This window comes from Xanthomonas sp. NCPPB 2250 (assembly GCF_056725265.1).
On sequence record NZ_CM161520.1, the window covers coordinates 3,138,832 to 3,156,982 of the forward strand.

Annotated in this window: 16 protein-coding genes, 1 tRNA gene and 1 pseudogene; 2 read left to right on the plus strand and 16 right to left on the minus strand. The window is 63.8% G+C overall.

Going from position 1 to position 18,151, the window contains the following annotated elements; genetic code table 11:
• Nucleotides 1-489: a hypothetical protein gene (locus AC1PMG_RS12340; protein ID WP_481109081.1), complete on the plus strand. Its 489-nt coding sequence runs from the start codon at nt 1-3 to the stop codon at nt 487-489.
• A 73-nt stretch (nt 490-562) separates the two neighbouring features.
• On the opposite strand, the gene AC1PMG_RS12345 is transcribed toward AC1PMG_RS12340, so the two are convergent.
• Genes AC1PMG_RS12345 through AC1PMG_RS12355 form a run of 3 tightly spaced genes read right to left on the minus strand, consistent with a single transcriptional unit; the run spans nt 563 to nt 3,981 of the window.
• Nucleotides 563-2,497, minus strand: coding sequence for a helix-hairpin-helix domain-containing protein (locus tag AC1PMG_RS12345; RefSeq protein ID WP_481109082.1), 1,935 nt, complete (start codon nt 2,495-2,497; stop codon nt 563-565).
• A complete protein-coding gene (locus tag AC1PMG_RS12350; protein ID WP_481109083.1) occupies nt 2,498-3,307 on the minus strand; it encodes a PP2C family serine/threonine-protein phosphatase in 810 nt (269 codons plus the stop codon).
• Nucleotides 3,307-3,981, minus strand: a complete 675-nt coding sequence (locus tag AC1PMG_RS12355; protein WP_184422336.1) for a vWA domain-containing protein — start codon at nt 3,979-3,981, stop codon at nt 3,307-3,309. Before AC1PMG_RS12355 ends, AC1PMG_RS12350 begins: the two co-directional genes overlap by 1 nt.
• A gap of 512 nt (nt 3,982-4,493) precedes the next feature.
• Here AC1PMG_RS12355 and AC1PMG_RS12360 point away from each other — a divergent pair.
• Nucleotides 4,494-4,739, plus strand: a complete 246-nt coding sequence (locus tag AC1PMG_RS12360; protein WP_481109084.1) for a hypothetical protein — start codon at nt 4,494-4,496, stop codon at nt 4,737-4,739.
• Nucleotides 4,740-5,337: 598 nt separating this feature from the next.
• On the opposite strand, the gene AC1PMG_RS12365 is transcribed toward AC1PMG_RS12360, so the two are convergent.
• The 13 genes and pseudogenes from AC1PMG_RS12365 to hfq form a co-directional block, all read right to left on the minus strand.
• A complete protein-coding gene (locus tag AC1PMG_RS12365; protein WP_481109085.1) occupies nt 5,338-6,078 on the minus strand; it encodes a hypothetical protein in 741 nt (246 codons plus the stop codon).
• A 10-nt stretch (nt 6,079-6,088) separates the two neighbouring features.
• A pseudogene (locus AC1PMG_RS12370) lies at nt 6,089-6,400 on the minus strand (hypothetical protein); the annotation flags it as partial.
• Between the two features lie 32 nt (nt 6,401-6,432).
• Nucleotides 6,433-7,899: a DUF6538 domain-containing protein gene (locus tag AC1PMG_RS12375; RefSeq protein WP_481109086.1), complete on the minus strand. Its 1,467-nt coding sequence runs from the start codon at nt 7,897-7,899 to the stop codon at nt 6,433-6,435.
• Nucleotides 7,900-7,968: 69 nt separating this feature from the next.
• Nucleotides 7,969-8,061, minus strand: a tRNA-Ser gene (locus AC1PMG_RS12380).
• A gap of 81 nt (nt 8,062-8,142) precedes the next feature.
• Nucleotides 8,143-8,355, minus strand: coding sequence for a carbon storage regulator CsrA (gene csrA, locus AC1PMG_RS12385; protein ID WP_010341308.1), 213 nt, complete (start codon nt 8,353-8,355; stop codon nt 8,143-8,145).
• A gap of 136 nt (nt 8,356-8,491) precedes the next feature.
• Nucleotides 8,492-11,143 carry an alanine--tRNA ligase gene (alaS, locus tag AC1PMG_RS12390; protein WP_481109087.1) on the minus strand — a complete coding sequence of 884 codons (2,652 nt, stop codon included), beginning with the start codon at nt 11,141-11,143 and terminating at the stop codon, nt 8,492-8,494.
• 105 nt (nt 11,144-11,248) lie between these two features.
• Entirely contained in the window at nt 11,249-11,746 is a 498-nt protein-coding gene (gene recX / locus AC1PMG_RS12395) for a recombination regulator RecX (protein WP_481109088.1), read from the minus strand.
• A gap of 116 nt (nt 11,747-11,862) precedes the next feature.
• The gene (gene recA / locus AC1PMG_RS12400) at nt 11,863-12,900 is read right to left on the minus strand and encodes a recombinase RecA (protein ID WP_481109089.1); all 1,038 of its coding nucleotides are present in this window, start codon (nt 12,898-12,900) and stop codon (nt 11,863-11,865) included.
• A gap of 196 nt (nt 12,901-13,096) precedes the next feature.
• On the minus strand, nt 13,097-13,732 hold the full coding sequence (gene lexA, locus AC1PMG_RS12405; protein ID WP_017910626.1) for a transcriptional repressor LexA: 636 nt from the start codon (nt 13,730-13,732) through the stop codon (nt 13,097-13,099).
• A gap of 331 nt (nt 13,733-14,063) precedes the next feature.
• Entirely contained in the window at nt 14,064-15,740 is a 1,677-nt protein-coding gene (gene ubiB / locus AC1PMG_RS12410) for a 2-polyprenylphenol 6-hydroxylase (RefSeq protein ID WP_481109090.1), read from the minus strand.
• 34 nt (nt 15,741-15,774) lie between these two features.
• Complete coding sequence (locus AC1PMG_RS12415) at nt 15,775-16,269, minus strand: CinA family protein (RefSeq protein ID WP_150409704.1); 495 nt, start codon at nt 16,267-16,269, stop codon at nt 15,775-15,777.
• Nucleotides 16,270-16,435: 166 nt separating this feature from the next.
• Complete coding sequence (gene hflX / locus AC1PMG_RS12420; protein WP_026143930.1) at nt 16,436-17,761, minus strand: ribosome rescue GTPase HflX; 1,326 nt, start codon at nt 17,759-17,761, stop codon at nt 16,436-16,438.
• Nucleotides 17,762-17,787: 26 nt separating this feature from the next.
• The gene (gene hfq, locus AC1PMG_RS12425) at nt 17,788-18,063 is read right to left on the minus strand and encodes an RNA chaperone Hfq (protein ID WP_010341316.1); all 276 of its coding nucleotides are present in this window, start codon (nt 18,061-18,063) and stop codon (nt 17,788-17,790) included.
• Between the last annotated feature and the right edge of the window lie 88 nt (nt 18,064-18,151).

The window sequence follows — 18,151 nt, forward strand, 5'->3', positions numbered from 1 at the left end:
GTGATCTCGACCAATGAGTTCCATATAGCAGTTGCAAGCGCCTGCTCGCCGCTTTCGCTGATTCTTCCTGCCAGTTCAGAAGACGGAGCCATGCTGGTAGGCAAGTCGACAGAAGGAAAGACGGCCATCCTCTTCCTGACAGGACCTTATAAGTTTAGTTGGCACTTCTCCGAGGGGGCGCACTACTGGTCCGGACTTGTGTTCTTCCCTGTGCGCATTGAAATGGACGAGACCAGCACGTTCAGTCCGCAATCCGTCCAAGCCCCTATGGGCAGTCTAATCCGGGAGGGGACGTCCTTGATCGCTCGCGCGAAGCCACCAGAGGCTAGAGGACGAAACATAGTCATTCTGGAGGAAGCCCTCCCCCCTACGGAAGAGCTTTCAGTCGGTTTCACCCGATGGCAGGTCGTGCTGGGGCATGGAACAGACAAGCGGGTGCTCATCAAGGTTGGGCAACCTGCTGACTCAGCACCCCTTGACTCCGATTAGACATCGGAGCTCATCGGCGTTCTTAAATGAGGTCGCGCTAGCAAAAAGCGCGACAGGAGCACCTGCGACCTAGCTAGAGGAGCCCTGCTGCCTTGGCATCCGCGGCATGCTGCGAGAGCGTGTCGACTGCGGCTCGCATGGCTTCCTCCAACGATCTGCGGCGTGCCATCGCTGCCTGTCTCATCTGAAGGATAGCGGCTCGGCCAGCCATCAGGTCTGCTTCGATCTGAGCCCTTCGTGCTTGAATGGTCCGGTCCAAATCTGCGACCTGCCTGGGATCGATCGCAGAATTAGGGTCGAAACGGAATCGCGCCTCCTTGTCCTGTCGCCACTTCAGCAAGCGGTCGGTCAGTGCCGGGCCAAAGCCTGGAACATTCAGAACTGCGTTCCGATTGACATCCGCTGCGGTCTCAATGTTGAAAGACTCAAGCATCGCCTTCTTCGCTGCGCCGATCCCAGGAATAGTCGCTCGCTCAATCTCGAACTGATCCAAGAACTTTTTGCGTGCGATCTGTTCGCGATTGTTGGACAGCGCTCGATAGCGCCTTTCTCGTTCCGCCTGCAGACCGGCATGCTCATCCCGCAGCGGGCGAAGCTGATTTTGCTTCGACTGAAGCTGAGGGTCCGCTTGCTCTTGCTTCCATCGAGCGACGAGGCCGTCGTATTGGGCTCTCGCTTGCTTGTAGCCGGACGACAGTGGCCCCAGGTCCGAACGACCACGACTGTTGATCCACGCGCCCATCAACCATCCCAGGCACGCCCACACTGGGGCTAACACTGCAGAAAGTGCTATGCCAAGCACCGCGATAAGCAGCCCCACCAGCCACCCTATTGTCTTCCAGAAGGTGCGCCGGCTGCCCAATGCTTGAATTTGGGGATTGGCAGGCACTACCTTTAGCTGAGGCAGCGCATGCATAGGTGGCAACACCGCCGCCGTGATATCTCGCCAAACCGAATCTAGGTTGAAGGGACCAGAGGGCAGCTTGGAGATGACGACCGCTGCACCGCCAAAGAGCGCAATGCCTGCGCGTTCAATCGGACACCACGGGCACTCAGCAAGCCCACTGAAATAGAAATGCGACGGCCTGGAAGAACACCGTTTGAAATGCTGCTCCAGCTTCGTCAGGGCCTGGACCCAGTCTTCTGCCTTGGGGCGCTCGCCTGGCTTGGCTCCTTCGATGCCAAAAGCCTTTTCCCAGAGATCTGCAACCCAAGGCGAGGCCGCGGCCGGCGAGGCGCTCAATGGCGGCGGGCTCATGCGGGTCCGCGCAGTTTCTCTGCTGTAGGCGTAGCGAAACTCTGGGATTGCCCTCTCGATTGTCATGTCTCCCGGCCCGCTGTATACACCAGCAAACGGATGCCGACCGTTCATGAGCATCTGAAAAATCAGAACAGCCAACCCGAAGTTATCGTGGTTAGCGGTTCTTGTGACTTTTTTGAAGGCCTTTCCGTGGAGCTCGGGGGGAGTGAAGTCTTGGACACCGACCTCACAGAGGAAGGTGCGACCTTGGTGCGAAATCTGGAAGCTGTCTGTGTCGATCAGCTTCACGGTCGCATCGGGCGACACCCGCACGCCGCCGTGGTTGACATCCCCCACCAAGTGGCCCGCTTGGTGGAGGACCGAGAACGCACGGGCCGTGTTCAAAGCGGCGCGAACGACCAATCTCCAGTCGGCCTGGGGGAACTCCGCTAGTCGGCTTTTCGGACTGTAGAGCTTGTGAATATCTTTCGACGCGCGAAGGTTGGCCATGACGAAGCCACAAACCTTGCCATCGGATTGCCGTAGCACGTCGGTAGGCCACGCCGTGAGCTGGTCCAGAGCGGTGGTCCGGAGGGCAGCCATGGCCACCAGCTTGTCCGCTCTCTCACTGCTTACCGCAGCCAAGTAGATCTTAGCGGCTGAGTCCGGCCTTCCGTCGACTTCGAAGACCGCGCCCTCGCCTCCCTTGCCCAGCTGCTTCCCCAGACGGACCGGTCCGGACTTGCCAACCAGAACGGGTGAGGCCACTTAGGACTCCTCGGCTAGCACCGTTGCGTCGGGCAGCTTCGCCAGCCGACTAGCAAGCAGCAGCGTCTTGTCGTCGTCCGTGCGTTCGCAGATCACCGGCGAGGAAAGATAGGCCCCAAGCTTGGAGGACAACTCTTCGTTGTAGCCCGCCCCCTCCAGCGCGCGAACGGGCGCAAATATTTTGTCGAAGAAAGGCGAATGAACGCTCTGCGTGGCTTGGTGAAGCACCAAGGCTTCGATGCCGTCGGTGAACACCGCGACTTCGTCCACGGCGCCCGCATTGCACGAGAACTCCGCGTTCAAAACAGCAGCTGGATCGGTGACAAAGACCGTGGTGTTGATGTATTCCCCGTGCTGAGGCCAGAACACATAGGCCCAGTCATCTCCGCGGGGACGGATAACAATGGCGCCATCACCGACTTGGAAGAAGCATGCGTGGGTTGGCGAGACGATGGCCGCCACCAACGTGCACGCATACTCCCTGATCTCCAACCCGTCTGCCGCAGCCCTGTGCGCAATGCGAGCCGCAACGCCGGCGAGCCAGTTCAACACCACGCCCCTGGTTAGGTCCGCAACACCATGGCCGTCTTCGAAGTGATTGCGCACGCAGTCCAGAATCTCCGCCGTTGCCAGCTTCGCCCCGGTTTCAGACTGCGAGGCACTGCCCGCGCCGTCCGAAGCCACCAAGAGCACGGCTTCGTGCTCTTGGAAGAACTGCTGTTCATAGGCATCCTGGCAGTCCGTCCCGAACTTGATGTGGGACGTGCCAATGGAGGACGCCGCAACGACGCGCCAGTCCTGCAGTTCCATTACACGCTGGCCCAGCCGTCCGGGGCAGCGGGGTTGTCCAAAGGCACAGCATCGCCCGGGGTTGAACGGGACACAGCACTCATGGAGTTGGACAACCACCTGAAGAGTTCCTTGAACTGGAGCCCCTTTAGATGCAGCGGTGCACGCGTGGATATCTGGCCGAGGGTGTGCATGTCTGCGTCTTGCACGCCAACCGCGAAGAACTGGAAGTTCTTCGTCGCCTCTCCTTCGCGGACCAAGGCTGCGGCTCGTTGCCATGCGTCGGTCGGCGAGCCGTCGGTGATGAGAAACACCCAAGGCCGGTAGTAGGAGACGCCGTTTGCCTTGTAGAGCTCCTTGCGCTTCCGAACCATCTCCAGGCCCTGTTCGATCGCAGCGCCCATCGGGGTGTCGCCAGTGCACGACAGCACGGGGGGGTAGAAGCTGTCCGCCGTGACGAAGTCGGTCACGGTCTGGACCGGGCCGAACGTGACAATGGCGACTTCCACCCGCTTAGCGGCGAGCGAGTCCGAGTTCAACTCTTCTTGAAACTGTAGAAGACCCGCGTTGAGCTGCTCGATCGGCTTGCCGGCCATGGATCCAGAGGTGTCCAACAACAGAAGGCAGGGACAGCGGTTCTCAGGGTTCTCGGCAAAATCGCTGGCCGCAAAAGGAATCTGTTCAAAATCACTCATGACGCTGGATCTCCCTGTCCATTGGCTTGAAGCGCCATCATAGCTCCGCCGTCCAACCCAATCTATGATGGGCCATGGCCACCCACGCTAACTCTGTCTCATTGCCAGCATGGGCCCCGAAGGGAGCCGCAGATTGGGCTCCTTTGGCTGTCTCTGTGGCCATAATTCTTAGTCTGGTTACAGCGTTGATCTTGCGCCCGGCAAGCCCGGCAAGCCCGGCAAGCACTATGCCAAATGGGAGAGTGAGAGAAGCCGCCGCGGCGACAGCATCAGCACTGCCGCCGTTGAAAGCAGGAACGCCCTCACTGTCAACCGAGCGGGTAGGAACTCTCCGCCTGGTCCCCACCGCTCAACTGCCGTCGGCAAAGCAGCGTGTGCAGGCCGACTCACGATGCCCTCGCCCGGCCCCGTCTAACCTTTCGCCCCAGGCCAAGGAGGCAATGACGGCTGGCTGGCACGTCAGTGCCGACACTACGGTCAGCGGTTTTCGAATCGTCATGGTGGACTCGGGCATGAAGAAGATCTCCGCTGGCTGCGCGGCCATTGGAGCAAGCGCACTGGTGTTCAATGCCGGTGGGCTCATTGCCATCGCTTACGATCGCAACGCCAAACAGTCATCAAGGCTCGGCTCAATGACCATCCTTCAAACCGGTGTTTTGCAGCTTAGAGCCATGAAAGGACCTCTCGCCGAGCTCAATGTCAATGAGCAACAAATCGCTCTCAGACCTTTGCCCAAAAGCAAGCGCAAACGTTTCTAAGCACATCCAAGACCTGACCGAGAATCGGCCAGACGCCGCGGATTTTTACAACGCCTTTCATGGCGAAATTAGCTGCCACCTCAGTCACCGCACTCACTAAAAACCTTTTTAGCATGATTCGAACATCGTTTCGACGTTTGAATTTTCTCCTATAACCTCGTCCTCGTCGATGCCCATCGACAGCTCAGCCGGCAAGCCGGAAGGCGGTTCTTTCTGACCGACACGCTGCTCGGCGCATTCGACCTTAGTCCAGCTGAGTGGGCTTCAAAATTTTTTCGTAATGCATGCCAAGCTGATTAGCTGATCTTGGATGCTTTTACCCTAAAGTGGTCCGATCCTCCAAGCCTTCGCGCTTTGACCCTTCCCGATCACGCGCTAACGAATATCAAATAGAGCGGGAGACATTTTTAAGACCAATGCAACACCAAAACCGCGACATTGACAGATCGAAATAAAGTGGGAGCATGATCCAACAAGAGCAGAGCTGAGCATGAAATTATGAGAAATTTTGATTCCAGACGAGTAGTAAAATTCCTAACCGCAGCCACCGAGCCTCGCGTTCTAATCCCACTGTTCGCTTTCAGCCCCTTCCTGGCTCTTATTTGGGTTTGGCTTCGTTTTTCGTAGCCGCAGCTGCGGATGCCGCTGCATCGCTAACAGCCATTTGCCCGCCTATCACGAATTCCAACCAGCAATAGGCTAGACCTGCGCAGATGACCAGCAGCATGAAACTAGGGAACAACCAACTGCGACCACCCAATTTTTTCACACCATCCTTGCGAAGCCTTATCAAAAAAATGAAAAAGGAAAGCATGAATGCGAATGGAACCACCATTGCCACAGCCAAATCACCAACAACTCCTTTGTATGCAAAAAATGCAACCAAACCCAAGCCACCAATCCCAATTGAAGAAAAATAGCAAACAATTTCGATACTAAAAACCTTTCCGACCTTACTCACTCCTTTCACTCCTGCACGCCTCTCCGAGAAGTAAGCACCAGCACCGCCAATTATTGCCGCTATTAGGGGCGAAATATAAGACAAATACTCCGCCACACCACCCTTCACAAAGAGCACAGCTGTTCCTACAGCCATTATCCCCGAAAGAACCAAAAGGTAAGAAATAAAAATTGAAGGCCAGAAAGCATCCTGCTTACCACTTGGCGAAGCGTTAATTTCCTCAAGCTTTTTTATACGCCTTTCCATCTCACTCAACCTGCCCTGGACATTACTTACATCCCTGCAAGAGCCACCTCTAACGAGACCCACCCTGCTCGGCACCATTATTTTTATCAACTCACAAAAAAAAATTACAGCGCTTTTTCTCAGCTTCGACATAGTGGGAACCTTACGGATAAGAACTTACAGCGCGGATTCCATGATGGAACTCGAGTCCAACGATCGCGCTTAATCCGGGCAAATGCGCTTCTATACCGCTCACTTTTTCTCGAACGGTGAAACAGCGACTGTTCGTGGAGTGATGCTCACCTTCGAGCTCATGCCCCACGATTTGGGCACGGAGCTCTGAAACGACATCAGCGCCCTGCAACTCTTGGATGGACGTCTTCCGGAGCGAGTGAAAGCCTCGCTTTCCCGGCGCCCGGTCGTTTACGACTTCCGCTAGGTGCCGACTTAATGCCTTGGTGATCCAGCTCCTTTGCCTCTTTCCAACCCCTTTAATGACCATCTCCGTCAACTCTTCTTCAGCGCCACATCGATAGTCCAAGCCAGTGCAGGGTGACAAGCCTCAGCCAGCGCCCTCGGACTGAACTCCGTCTCATACGCATGGGCATGCTCCTGCCGGTCCGACAGCTCGTGCCCCGTGTATTCCTCCCGCATCTCCCGGTGGACCCCAGTGGCCTTCAGCGCGCCGATGACCGTGTCTCGGAAACTGTGGTGCCCCACCCTGCCGCCGCCGCGTGCCTTGATGCCCAGCTTCACCAGATAGCGTGAGAAGGCGTGCTGGGTCCGGCCGGCCGGGCCGTTCTTGGCGTCGAAGCTCAGCTCCGGGAAAAGCTTCGTCTCGCCGGCGGCCTTGAGCCGCTCCACGCGCTCCCACAGGCCCAGCTTGATGAGGTCCGGGTGCACCGGGGTCTTCCGATCGCTGGCATCGGTCTTGAGGCTCTTGTCCTCGCCCATCCAAGTGAAGTGGAAGATGGGGATGCCGTCTTCCTCTCGGCAATCTTCCAGTTCCAACCGGGCCACTTCGTTGGAGCGTGCGCCGGTGTAGAGCAGGATGAGCGGGAGCCACCGCGCCGCATCGCCCTTCAACTGCTTGAAGTTCTCCGGGTCGAAGATGCGCTTGACCTGGTCGGGGGTGAACGCCTGCGAGCCATGGCTCTTCGCTCGCTGCTTCTTCAACTGCTTGGGCACAGAGGCGTGCCCAGAGGCCGGGTTGTCGCCTTGCGGGTAGTGCCCGGCCGTCTGCGCCCACTTGATGAAATCCGCGCAAGCCGAGAACCGGTTGGTGATGTAGGTGATGACGCGCTTCTGTGCGGTCTCGTGCAGGAACCACTCTGAGAAATCGGTCCGCGTCAGCTCCTTCAACACCACCGACTGTTTGTCTTTGCCTTTGCCCTTGCGCTGGCTTGCCACGAAGGCCTCGAGGTCTTTGAGGGCGCGGGCCTTCTGGACGATGGTCTTGGCGGTGTTCTTGCCCTGGATGCTGACCAGATACTTGTCGAGCGCAGCCGCGAGGGTCAGCCCCACCGGACGCGGTTCGCTGATGGGCTTGACGACTCGGCGCGGAGGAAACGGCGTCGACGACGGCACGGGCACCGCGTGCTGCGCCGCCAGCTTCTGGAACAACGACAAGTCGTTCTGGTCGTTGATCTCCACCTGGCCGAACGAAGCGCCGCCCGGCAGCTTCACGTCCTTGAGGATCAGCTCAAGCGACGGCTTGCCCTCCAGGCTCTTCAAGAGCTCTTCCAGCTCCTTCCCCATGCTGCCGTTCCTGATGGCTGCGAAGGCTTGAGCATAGCGTTGCTGCAACAGCAACGCGTAGCCAAGCGCGGCGCGATCGCACGTCGTGCCGGCACTGCGCTTGATGACCTTGCGCCCGAAGCGTGCCTGCAGGTCAGCAGGAACGCGCAAACGAACGTAGTAGCGGCCCGTCTCGCCGCGCGTGAGGTAGTGCGCTACTCGCATGGAAGTGTCCAAGCGAGTGTCCAAGGTCGGGAAAAAGAAAAACGCCCGCAAATACTTGATTTGCGGGCGTTTCTTTGACACTGGCGGAGTGAGAGGGATTCGAACCCTCGATAGAGCTTTTGACCCTATACTCCCTTAGCAGGGGAGCCCCTTCAGCCACTCGGGCATCACTCCGGATTTCTGCGCTGCGGATATTCCGCGACCGGGCGCGAAGAATACCGGGTTGTGGGGTCTCAGGTAAACCCTTTCGACGCATCAATCGGCAGATTGATCGCCGTGACCGCCGCCGTGGGAGTTCGGCTCGTCGCCGCGCTGGATGCGCTGGTAGATCTCTTCGCGATGCACCGCCACATCCTTCGGCGCGGTGATGCCGATACGCACTTGATTGCCCTTGACCCCAAGCACCGTCACGGTGACCGAATCGCCGATCATCAAGGTTTCGCCTACCCGGCGAGTCAGGATCAACATTTTTAGAATTCTCCAGGGAACCGGTGGGTCTCACCGGCACGGCGCCCGCGCTGCGGCACGCCCCATAATGAAAGTGAAAAGAGGGGTGATGTTACGGGAAGCCGCGCCCTGCCAGCAAGGCGCGGCGTTCGGATGTTCAGGGGAGATGTTGCTTGACCCAGGCGGGGACGCCGGCGAGTGCAGGGGCAAGGGCGGGCCCGTCCTCGCCACCACCCTGGGCGAGGTCCGGGCGGCCGCCGCCCTTGCCCGAGATCTGACCGGCGATATGGCTCAACAGTTCCCCGGCCTTGACCCGCCCCATTGGGCTGCCGTTCACGCCGGCGACCAGGGCGACCTTGCCCTCGCTGGCGCCGGCCAGGACGATCACGCTATCGCCCAGCTGCTGCTTCAGGCGATCCATGGCCTCGCGCAGGGCCTTGGCATCGAAGCCTTCCAGCCGCACCGCCAGGACCTTCACGCCGTCGACGTCGACCGCCGATCCGGCCAGATCGGCCGTGGCGCCGGACGCCAGCTTGGCCTTCAGCGCCTCCAGCTCGCGCTCCAGGCGCTTGTAGCGGTCGCCGAGCTGACGGATCTTGTCGACCACGTCGTGGCTGTTGCCGCCGACCAGGTCGGCCGCCTCGCGCAGCCGGGCCTCCTCGGCCGCCACATAGTCCAGCGCGCCCTGCCCGGTCACCGCTTCGATGCGGCGGACGCCGGCAGAGACGCCGCCTTCGCTGGTGATCTTGAACAGACCGATATCACCGGTCCGGCCGACATGCGTGCCGCCGCACAGTTCGGTGGAGTAGTTGCCCATCTTGAGCACGCGCACGCGCTCACCGTACTTCTCGCCGAACAGCGCCATCGCGCCGAAATCCAGCGCTTCCTGCATGCCCATCTGATGCACTTCGGCGGCGTTGTTGGCGCGGACCTGCTGGTTGACCTTGCGCTCGATCAGCGCCAGCTCCTCGGCCCCGATCGGCTGGAAGTGCGAGAAGTCGAAGCGCAGCCGATCCGGCGCCACCAGCGAGCCCTTCTGCTGGACATGGGTACCCAGCACTTCGCGCAGGGCCGCATGCAGCAGGTGCGTCGCCGAGTGGTTGAGGATGGTGGCGCCGCGGCGCTCGGCATCGACCTCACCGGCTAGCACGTCGCCGAGCTTCAGGCTGCCTTCTTCCAGGGTGCCGACGTGGCCATGGAACTGGCCGGCGAACTTCTGCGTGTCGGTGACCGTCAGCCGGGTGCCGGCGGCAGTCAGTGTGCCGAGATCGCCGACCTGGCCGCCGGATTCGGCATAGAACGGCGTCTTGTCGGTCAGCACGATCACCGCATCGCCGGCCTGGGCCGACTGCACCGGACGACCGTCCTTAAGCAGGGCGACCACGCGCAGGCCGTCGGCCTGCAGACTGTCGTACCCCAGGAACACGGTCGGCGCCAGCGTCGCCACCAGGTCGGCCGGCAGCTGCACGCCGCCGCCGAACTTGCCGGCTTCGCGCGCGCGCCGGCGCTGCTCGTCCATGGCCGTCTCGAAGCCCTGCTCGTCCACGCGCAGATCGCGCTCGCGGGCGATGTCCTGGGTCAGGTCCAGCGGGAAGCCGTAGGTGTCGTACAGGCGGAAGGCGTCCTCGCCGGCGATCACCCCGCCCTGCGCCTTGGCGGCGACGTCCTCGAAGATCTTCATGCCGGCATCGAGGGTTTCGGCGAAGCGCTCTTCCTCGGCCTGCAGGGCGCGCAGCACGGTGTCCTGGGCGGCGGACAGCTCCGGATAGGCCTCGCCCATCAGCTCCACCAGGGTCGGCACCAGCTTGCTGAAGAACGGCTGGCGCACGCCGAGCATCCAGCCGTGGCGCAGGGCGCGGCGAATGATCCGGCGCAGCACGTAGCCGCGGCCCTCGTTGGACGGCAGCACGCCGTCGACGATCAGGAACGCGCAGGCGCGGATGTGGTCGGCGATCACGCGCAGCGACTTGTTCTCCAGATCGGCGGTGCCGGTCAGCTCGGAGGCCTTGCGGATCAGCGTCTGGAACAGGTCGATCTCGTAGTTGGTGTGCACGTGCTGCAGGATCGCCGCCAGGCGCTCCAGGCCCATGCCGGTGTCCACGCAGGGGGCCGGCAGCGGCACCAGGGTGCCGTCGGGCTGGCGGTCGAACTGCATGAACACCAGGTTCCAGATCTCGATGAAGCGGTCGCCATCCTCGTCGGGCGACCCCGGCGGGCCACCGGCGATGTGCGCGCCGTGGTCGTAGAAGATCTCGGTGCACGGGCCGCAGGGACCGGTGTCGGCCATCTGCCAGAAATTGTCCGACGCGTAGGGCGCGCCCTTGTTGTCGCCGATGCGCACGATGCGCTCGGCGGGCACGCCGATCATGTCGCGCCACAGGCCGTAAGCCTCGTCGTCGGTATGGTAGACGGTGACCAGCAGGCGCTCGGCCGGCAGCTTCCAGACCTGGGTCAGCAGCTCCCAGGCCCAGGCGATGGCGTCCTTCTTGAAGTAGTCGCCGAACGACCAGTTGCCCAGCATTTCGAAGAAGGTGTGATGGCGGGCGGTGTAGCCGACCGAATCCAGGTCGTTGTGCTTGCCGCCGGCGCGCAGGCAGCGCTGCACGTCCGCTGCGCGCACGTAGCTGCGCTTCTCGGCGCCCAGGAACACGTCCTTGAACTGCACCATGCCGGAATTGGTGAACAGCAGCGTCGGATCGTTGCCGGGCACCAACGGCGCGGACGGCACGATGGTGTGACCCTTGCCCTTGAAGAAGTCGAGGAAGTCGCTGCGGATCTGGGAGGTGGAGAATTTGGCGGGTGCGTTCATGGGCTGGCTGTAGACGAGCGGACGGGCGTCCTGGCGCTCCCCGTAGATGAGGGCGCCACGGAAACCGGACAAGACAACTCGCCAAGGGTAGCAGGCCCGGCCCGCTCAGTCCTCCGCAGCGTCGCGCACCGCGGCGCGGATGCTGTCCCCATCGAAACCGCGCCGCGCCAGCAGATCGGCGGCCTTGCGCTGCTGCGGCAGGTCCATCGCCCCGGCAGTACCGAAGCGGCGCCGGACCAGATCGCGGGCGTTTTCGGTCCAGTCGCCCTCGAAGGCACTCATCGCGGTGGCGATGGCCTCACTGTCCAGGCCGTGGGTCCCAAGCTCGGCACGGATATGCAGCGGGCCATACCCTGCCCCGGCGCGACTGCGTACCAGCAGTTCGGCAAAGCGCCCGTCGTCCTGCCAGCCCTCGCCGCTCAGGCGTTCCACCGCTTCTGCAGCGGCGTCGGCTTCCACGCCACGCGCGCGCAGCTTGCGGGTCAGCTCCTTGCGCGAATGCTCGCGCCGCACCAGCAGACCCAGCGCCTTTTGCAGCGGGGTCTGTTCCGGTTGCCGACGACGCCGACGTGGTGGTTCTTCGTGTGCCTGTTCGTCGCTCATGGGCCATGCCACCCCATTCAAAATGCGCCGTCCCTGGCGCGCGCCCTCCTGGCTTGCTCAAGACTGCCGAGGGAGACGAGCGGCACTGACTCCACCGCTCCCCCGGCAGAAAACCATTACGCCTCGTCGTCTTCCGCCTCGGCATCGCTCGGGGCGATCTCCGTGGGCTGGAACTTCTCGCGCAGCTCGCCTTCCAGCTTGGCCGCAACCTGCGGGTTGTCGCGCAGGTAACCGCGGGCATTGTCCTTGCCCTGGCCGATACGCTCGCTGCCGTAGCTGTACCAGGCACCGGCCTTCTCGACCAGCTTGGCTTCCACGCCCATGTCGATCAGTTCGCCCTCGCGGCTGATGCCTTCGCCGTAGAGGATTTCGGTGATGACCTGCTTGAACGGAGGCGCCAGCTTGTTCTTGACGACCTTGATCTTGGTCTGGTTGCCGATGATCTCGTCGCCCTTCTTGATCGCGCCGATGCGGCGGATGTCCAGGCGCACCGAGGCGTAGAACTTCAGCGCGTTGCCGCCGGTGGTGGTTTCCGGGCTCTGGCCCGGCATCATCACGCCGATCTTCATGCGCAACTGGTTGATGAACACCACCAGGGTGTTGGAGCGCTTGATGTTGCCGGTGAGCTTGCGCAGCGCCTGGCTCATCAGGCGCGCCTGCAGGCCCGGCAACTGGTCGCCCATCTCGCCTTCGATTTCGGCCTTGGGGGTCAGCGCGGCGACCGAGTCGACCACCACGATGTCCACCGAGCCCGAGCGCACCAGCATGTCGGCGATTTCCAGCGCCTGCTCGCCGGTGTCCGGCTGCGACAGCAGCAGCTCGTCGACGTTGACGCCCAGCTTGGCGGCGTAGATCGGGTCCAGCGCGTGCTCGGCGTCGATGAACGCGGCGGTACCGCCGTTCTTCTGGCACTGCGCGATGGCCTGCAGGGTCAGGGTGGTCTTGCCCGAGGATTCCGGACCGTAGATCTCGACCACGCGGCCCTTCGGCAGGCCGCCGATGCCCAGCGCGATGTCCAGCATCAGCGAGCCGGTCGGAATCACTTCCACCGCTTCGATGACGCGATCGCCCATCCGCATCACCGAGCCCTTGCCGAACTGCTTCTCGATCTGGCTCAGGGCGGCAGCAAGCGCGCGCTTCTTGTTCTCGTCCATTGTGGTGTCCTTGGAAGGTGAGGAGGATTTGCGGAGTGAGGTCAATGTAAGGGCCTGGTATCGCACGGACTGAGACAGTGCGTGGCGAGATGAAAATAATTCGTCCGGACCGGGCAACGGCAGGGGCGAATGGCGATGTCTGGGGTCGGAAAACGCCGGCCGGCGCTGTAGTGCATGTCCTGCTCCACGCGCGGCATCAGCGGTTGGGGCGCAGCAGGCCGCAGTAGAGGCCTTCGATGGCGAACTCCTGGTCCGGCAACACCTCGATCGGTGCGTAGTCCGGGTTGCGCGGCAGCAGGCGGATGCGGTCCTTGCCGATCTTCAGCAGCTTGACCGTGATCTCCTCGTCGATGCGTGCCACCACGATCTGCCCGGAGCGGGCATCGCGGGTGCGGTGCACGCCGATCAGGTCGCCGTCGAAGATGCCTTCGTCGCGCATGGAGTCGCCCTGCACTTTCAGCAGGTAGTCCGGTGCCGGCGAAAAGAACACCCGGTCCAGCACCACGAAGTCGTCGGAGCCGATGTCCGCGCCGATCGGCAGGCCGGCGGCGACACGCCCGAGTACTGGCAGGCGCAGCACGTCGGCGCTGTCCACCTGCGGCGCGGGGGCCGGAGCGGCCGCCCCACCCAGCAGGCGGATGCCGCGCGCCTGCCCGGGCACGCGGCGGATCGCACCGGCCTGTTCCAGCGCTTCCAGGTGGTACTGGGCCGCGCGCACGCCTTTGAAGCCGAAGGCGCGGGCAATCTCGGTCTGCGACGGCGGCACGCCGTCGTGTTCGATGCGCTCGGCGATCAGGTCGAGGATCGCCTGCTGGGTTTCGGTCAGGTCCATGGTTAGTAGTAATACTACTAAATCGACTGGCGAGCAACTGGCGTGTGGCTCCGGGGTGCCGGCGCGCTTCGCTGCCACCAGTGATGGATGCTCCGCGCGACCGCCCGCAATGCCGTCATCGGCAGGCGCGCGGCTTCTGATCCGCGCGGCCTTTTTGGACCCTGCATAGCGTCAGCGCGATGTGTAACGGGGATTCGAGTGCATCGCGTCGGGGCTGAAGCCCTCCCACAAGGGATCGCGTGCGCGCCGACACTCCTGTGAAGCGGGGCGATTGAAGCAGGGCGATGTCTGCGGACCAGCCGCCCCACCTTCCGGCGGACATGCGCCGCGCTCAGCGCCCGCTGCGCCAGATCGAGAACAGGATCCACACCCCCGACAGCGCCGCGCCGACGAAGCCGCAGACGCCGATCGCCAGCAGCCAACGGCTGGAAATGCCGCCGACGCTGTTCATCACGATCGACGAGCCGATGATCAGCGCGGCGGTGACGATGCCCATGGTCAGACGATTGGCGGCGCGGTTGACCTGGTCGCCGAAGCCTTTCAGTGAGCCGGTCTCCACGTTCAACTGCAGGCGCCCGCGCCGCGCCGCCTGCAGCAGCCGACGCGTGTCGCGCGGCAGGTCGCCGAGCAGTTCCAGCGCGCCCAGCACGGTGCGCCGGCCGCGCCTGGCCATCGCCCGCGGCGCGAACCGCTGCAGCATCACCCGCTCCAGGTACGGCGCGGCGGCGCCAGCCATGTCGAAGTCCGGATCGAGCTGGCGCCCGACCCCTTCCAGGGTCAGGAAGGTCTTGATCATCAACGCCAGGTCGGCCGGCAGCGCCAGCGCGTGCTGGCGCAGCAGCGCGGTGACGTCGCCGAGCATCGCGCCGACCCGCAGGTCCTTCAGCGGCACGCCGCGGTACTGGTCGACGAAGGCGGCGATCTCCAGTTGCAGGCGCGCCTCGTCGACCTCGACCTCGCCGTCGGTCCACTCCAGCAGGATGTCGGCGACCGCCTCGGCGTCCTGGGTGACCAACCCGTGCAGCAGTTGCACCACCTGGTAGCGGCGCTGCTCGGAAATGCGCCCGACCATGCCGAAGTCGATCACCGCGATACGCTCGCCGGGCAGGTAGAAGATGTTGCCCGGATGCGGATCGGCGTGAAAACAGCCGTCCTCCAGCACCATCTTCAGCACGATGTCGGCGCCGGTCCGCGCCAGTTGCCGCCGGTCCAGGCCAGCGGCGTCGACGCCGGCCAGATCGCGGCCACCGATGCCGTCGACGAAGTCCTGCACGTTGAGCGTTTCGCAAGTCCACTGCCAGTGCACCCGCGGGATCACGATCTCGTCGTGTCCCTGGAAGTTGGCGGCGATGCGCTCGGCGTTGCGGCACTCACCGGCGAAATCCAGCTCGCGGCGCAGCGACAGGGTGAACTGGTGCACCACCGCCGCCGGGTGGTAGCGCTTCAGGTCCGGCGCGCGCGCTTCGACGATCTCCGCCAGCCGCGCCAGCAATCGCAGGTCGGCCTCGATCACCTCGCGGATGCCGGGGCGGCGCACCTTGATCACCACGGCGGTGCCGTCGTGCAGCCAGGCGCGATGGGTCTGCGCCAGCGAGGCGGCGGCCAGCGGGGTTTCCTCGAGCCTGGCGAAGATCGCCGTCGGCTCTTCGCCGAGCGCCTCGATTAGCTGCGGCAGGATCTGCGGGTAGTCCAGCGCCGGCGCGGCGTTCTGCAGTTCGCCCAGTTCGTCGATCCACTCCGGCGGCAGCAGGTCCACGCGCGTGGCCAGTACCTGGCCCAGCTTGACGAAGGTCGGGCCGAGATCCTGCAGGGCGCGCCGCACCCGCTGCGGGGCCGACATGCGCAGCATCTCCTCGGCGTTGTGCCAGTGCAGCAGGCGCCCGGCGCGCTCCAGCACGTCGGCCATGCCGATGCGCCAGACCACGTCGCCGAACCCGTAGCGGATCAGCACCGAGGCGATTTCCTGCAGGCGTCCCAGGTCGCGGACGGTGCTCAACGCCTCCCACATCGCGCTCATCCTCGGGGAAGGCGCGCGGCCACGATCACAGCAACGCGTCCAGGCCGCGCAGGGCCGCGGCCACGGTCTGCCGGCGCACCGCGTCGCGGTCGCCCGGGAACTGGAACAACTGCGCGCTGGCATAGCCGCCACGGCGCTTCCAGCCCAGCCAGACGCTGCCGACCGGCTTGTCCGGGGAGCCGCCGCCGGGGCCGGCGATGCCGGTCACCGCGACCGCGACGCTGGCGCCGGAATTGACCAGCGCCCCGGACACCATCTCGATCACCGTCTCGCGGCTGACCGCGCCGTGATGCTCCAGCGTCTGCGGGCGCACGCCCAGCAACGCCTGCTTGGCTTCGTAGCTGTAGGCGACGATGCCGCAGTCGAACCAGGCCGAGGAGCCGGCGACGTCGGTCATCACCTTGGCGATCCAGCCGCCGCTGCAGCTTTCGGCGGTGACCAGGCGCTCGCGCGCGGTGCGCAAGCGATCGCTGAGCGCGGTGGCCTGTTGCAGCAGATCCGAATCGGTGGGAAGCGTCATGGCACAGCTCGGGAAACCAGTGCGCTTTGTAGCCCAATTCGCCGTGGCTGTCGCGCCTGCGCGTGTCGGCGGATGGCCGGCCGTCAGCCAACGCGACGCATGGGCCACGACCGCGCCGGCCCGCCGATCGGCGTCGACCGCAGCGACGCCGGCGCAGACGCGGCACTCAGCGCTGCTGCCACTCCTCCTGCTCGCGCGGCGGCAGCAGCGCGCGGATCGGCGCGCCGTCGGCCGCGGCGGCCAGGCGCTCGGCCTCGGTGATCGGGATGTCCACCTGCAGCAGCCAGCCGTCCTCGTCGGCCTGCTCGCTGCGGATCACCTGCAACTGATGCAGCTGCGAACGCAGGCGTCCGGCGCTCGGCGGCAGGCGCAGGCTGCCCTGCACGTGGCGCAGGCCCAGTCGCTGGCCGAGCACGTGCTGCAGCAGGTCCAGGCCGCGCCCGTCGCGCGCGGAGATCCACACCCGCTCGCGCCGCGCGGTGTCCGGCACGCCGTCCTGCGCATCGTGACGCACCTCGGCGCCCTCGATGCGGTCGATCTTGTTGAACACCAGCAACTGCGGCAGTTCGCCGGCGCCGACCGCGTGCAGCACCTCGTCGACCTGGGCGATGCGCTCCTCGCGCAGCGGATCGGCGGCATCGACCACATGCAGCAGCAGATCGGCCTCGCGCGCCTCGGACAGGGTCGAGCGGAACGCTGCCACCAGCTCGTGCGGCAGATTGCGCACGAAGCCGACGGTATCGGCGAGCATGGCGTTACCGCCGGGCAGCGCGATGCGCCGCACGGTCGGGTCCAGGGTCGCGAACAACTGGTCGGCGGCGTAGGCTTCGGCGCCGGTCAGCGCGTTGAACAGGGTCGACTTGCCGGCGTTGGTGTAGCCCACCACCGCGATCCGCGGCAGTTCGCTGCGCACCCGCGCACGGCGCATCTGGGTGTGCTGCACCTCGACCTTCTCCAGCCGCTTCTGCAGCTGCTCCACCCGCTTCTGCAGCAGGCGGCGGTCGGTTTCCAGCTGGGTTTCGCCGGGGCCGCGCAGGCCGATCGAACCGCCGCGCTGGCGCTCCAGGTGGGTCCAGCCGCGCACCAGCCGGGTGGCCATGTGCCGCAACTGGGCCAGTTCGACCTGCAGCTTGCCTTCGTGGCTGCGCGCGCGCTGGGCGAAGATGTCCAGGATCAGCCCGGTGCGGTCGATCACGCGCCGCTCCAGGTACTTCTCCAGGTTGCGCTCCTGGCCCGGGCTGAGCGCGTGGTTGACCAGGACCAGGTCGGCGCCGCTGGCGTCGGCGGCGGCCTTGACCTCCTCCAGCTTGCCGCTGCCGATCAGCGTCGCCGGACTCGGCTTGTCGATGCGCGCAGTCACGGTGGCGGCGATGCTGGCACCGGCCGAGCGCGCCAGGTCGGCGAACTCCTCCAGCACATCGTCTTCCAACGGACCGCCCGCGTAGGGCTGGATCAGCAGTGCATGTTCGCCGCGGCGGGACCGATCAAACACCCGCGGCTCCGCACTTCGCTACCGTACTACTCGACTTCATCATCACCCGCACTGCCACCTTCGTTCTGCTGCACATAGCCGCCGCCCGGTCCCACGCGCACGTTGCGCGCCGGCACCACGGTGGAAATGGCGTGTTTGTAGACCATCTGGCTGACGGTATTGCGCAGCAGGACCACGAACTGATCGAACGACTCGATCGTGCCCTGCAGCTTGATGCCGTTGACCAGATACACCGAGACAGGGACCCGTTCGCGACGCAACGCGTTGAGGAAAGGATCCTGCAAGGATTGCCCCTTGGACATGCTTCACTCCCAAATTATTGTTTTTATTGTCCGGGACGGCACTGCAGCTCCCCTGCCGTGGTCCGGAACGTCGATGTTACACAACCGC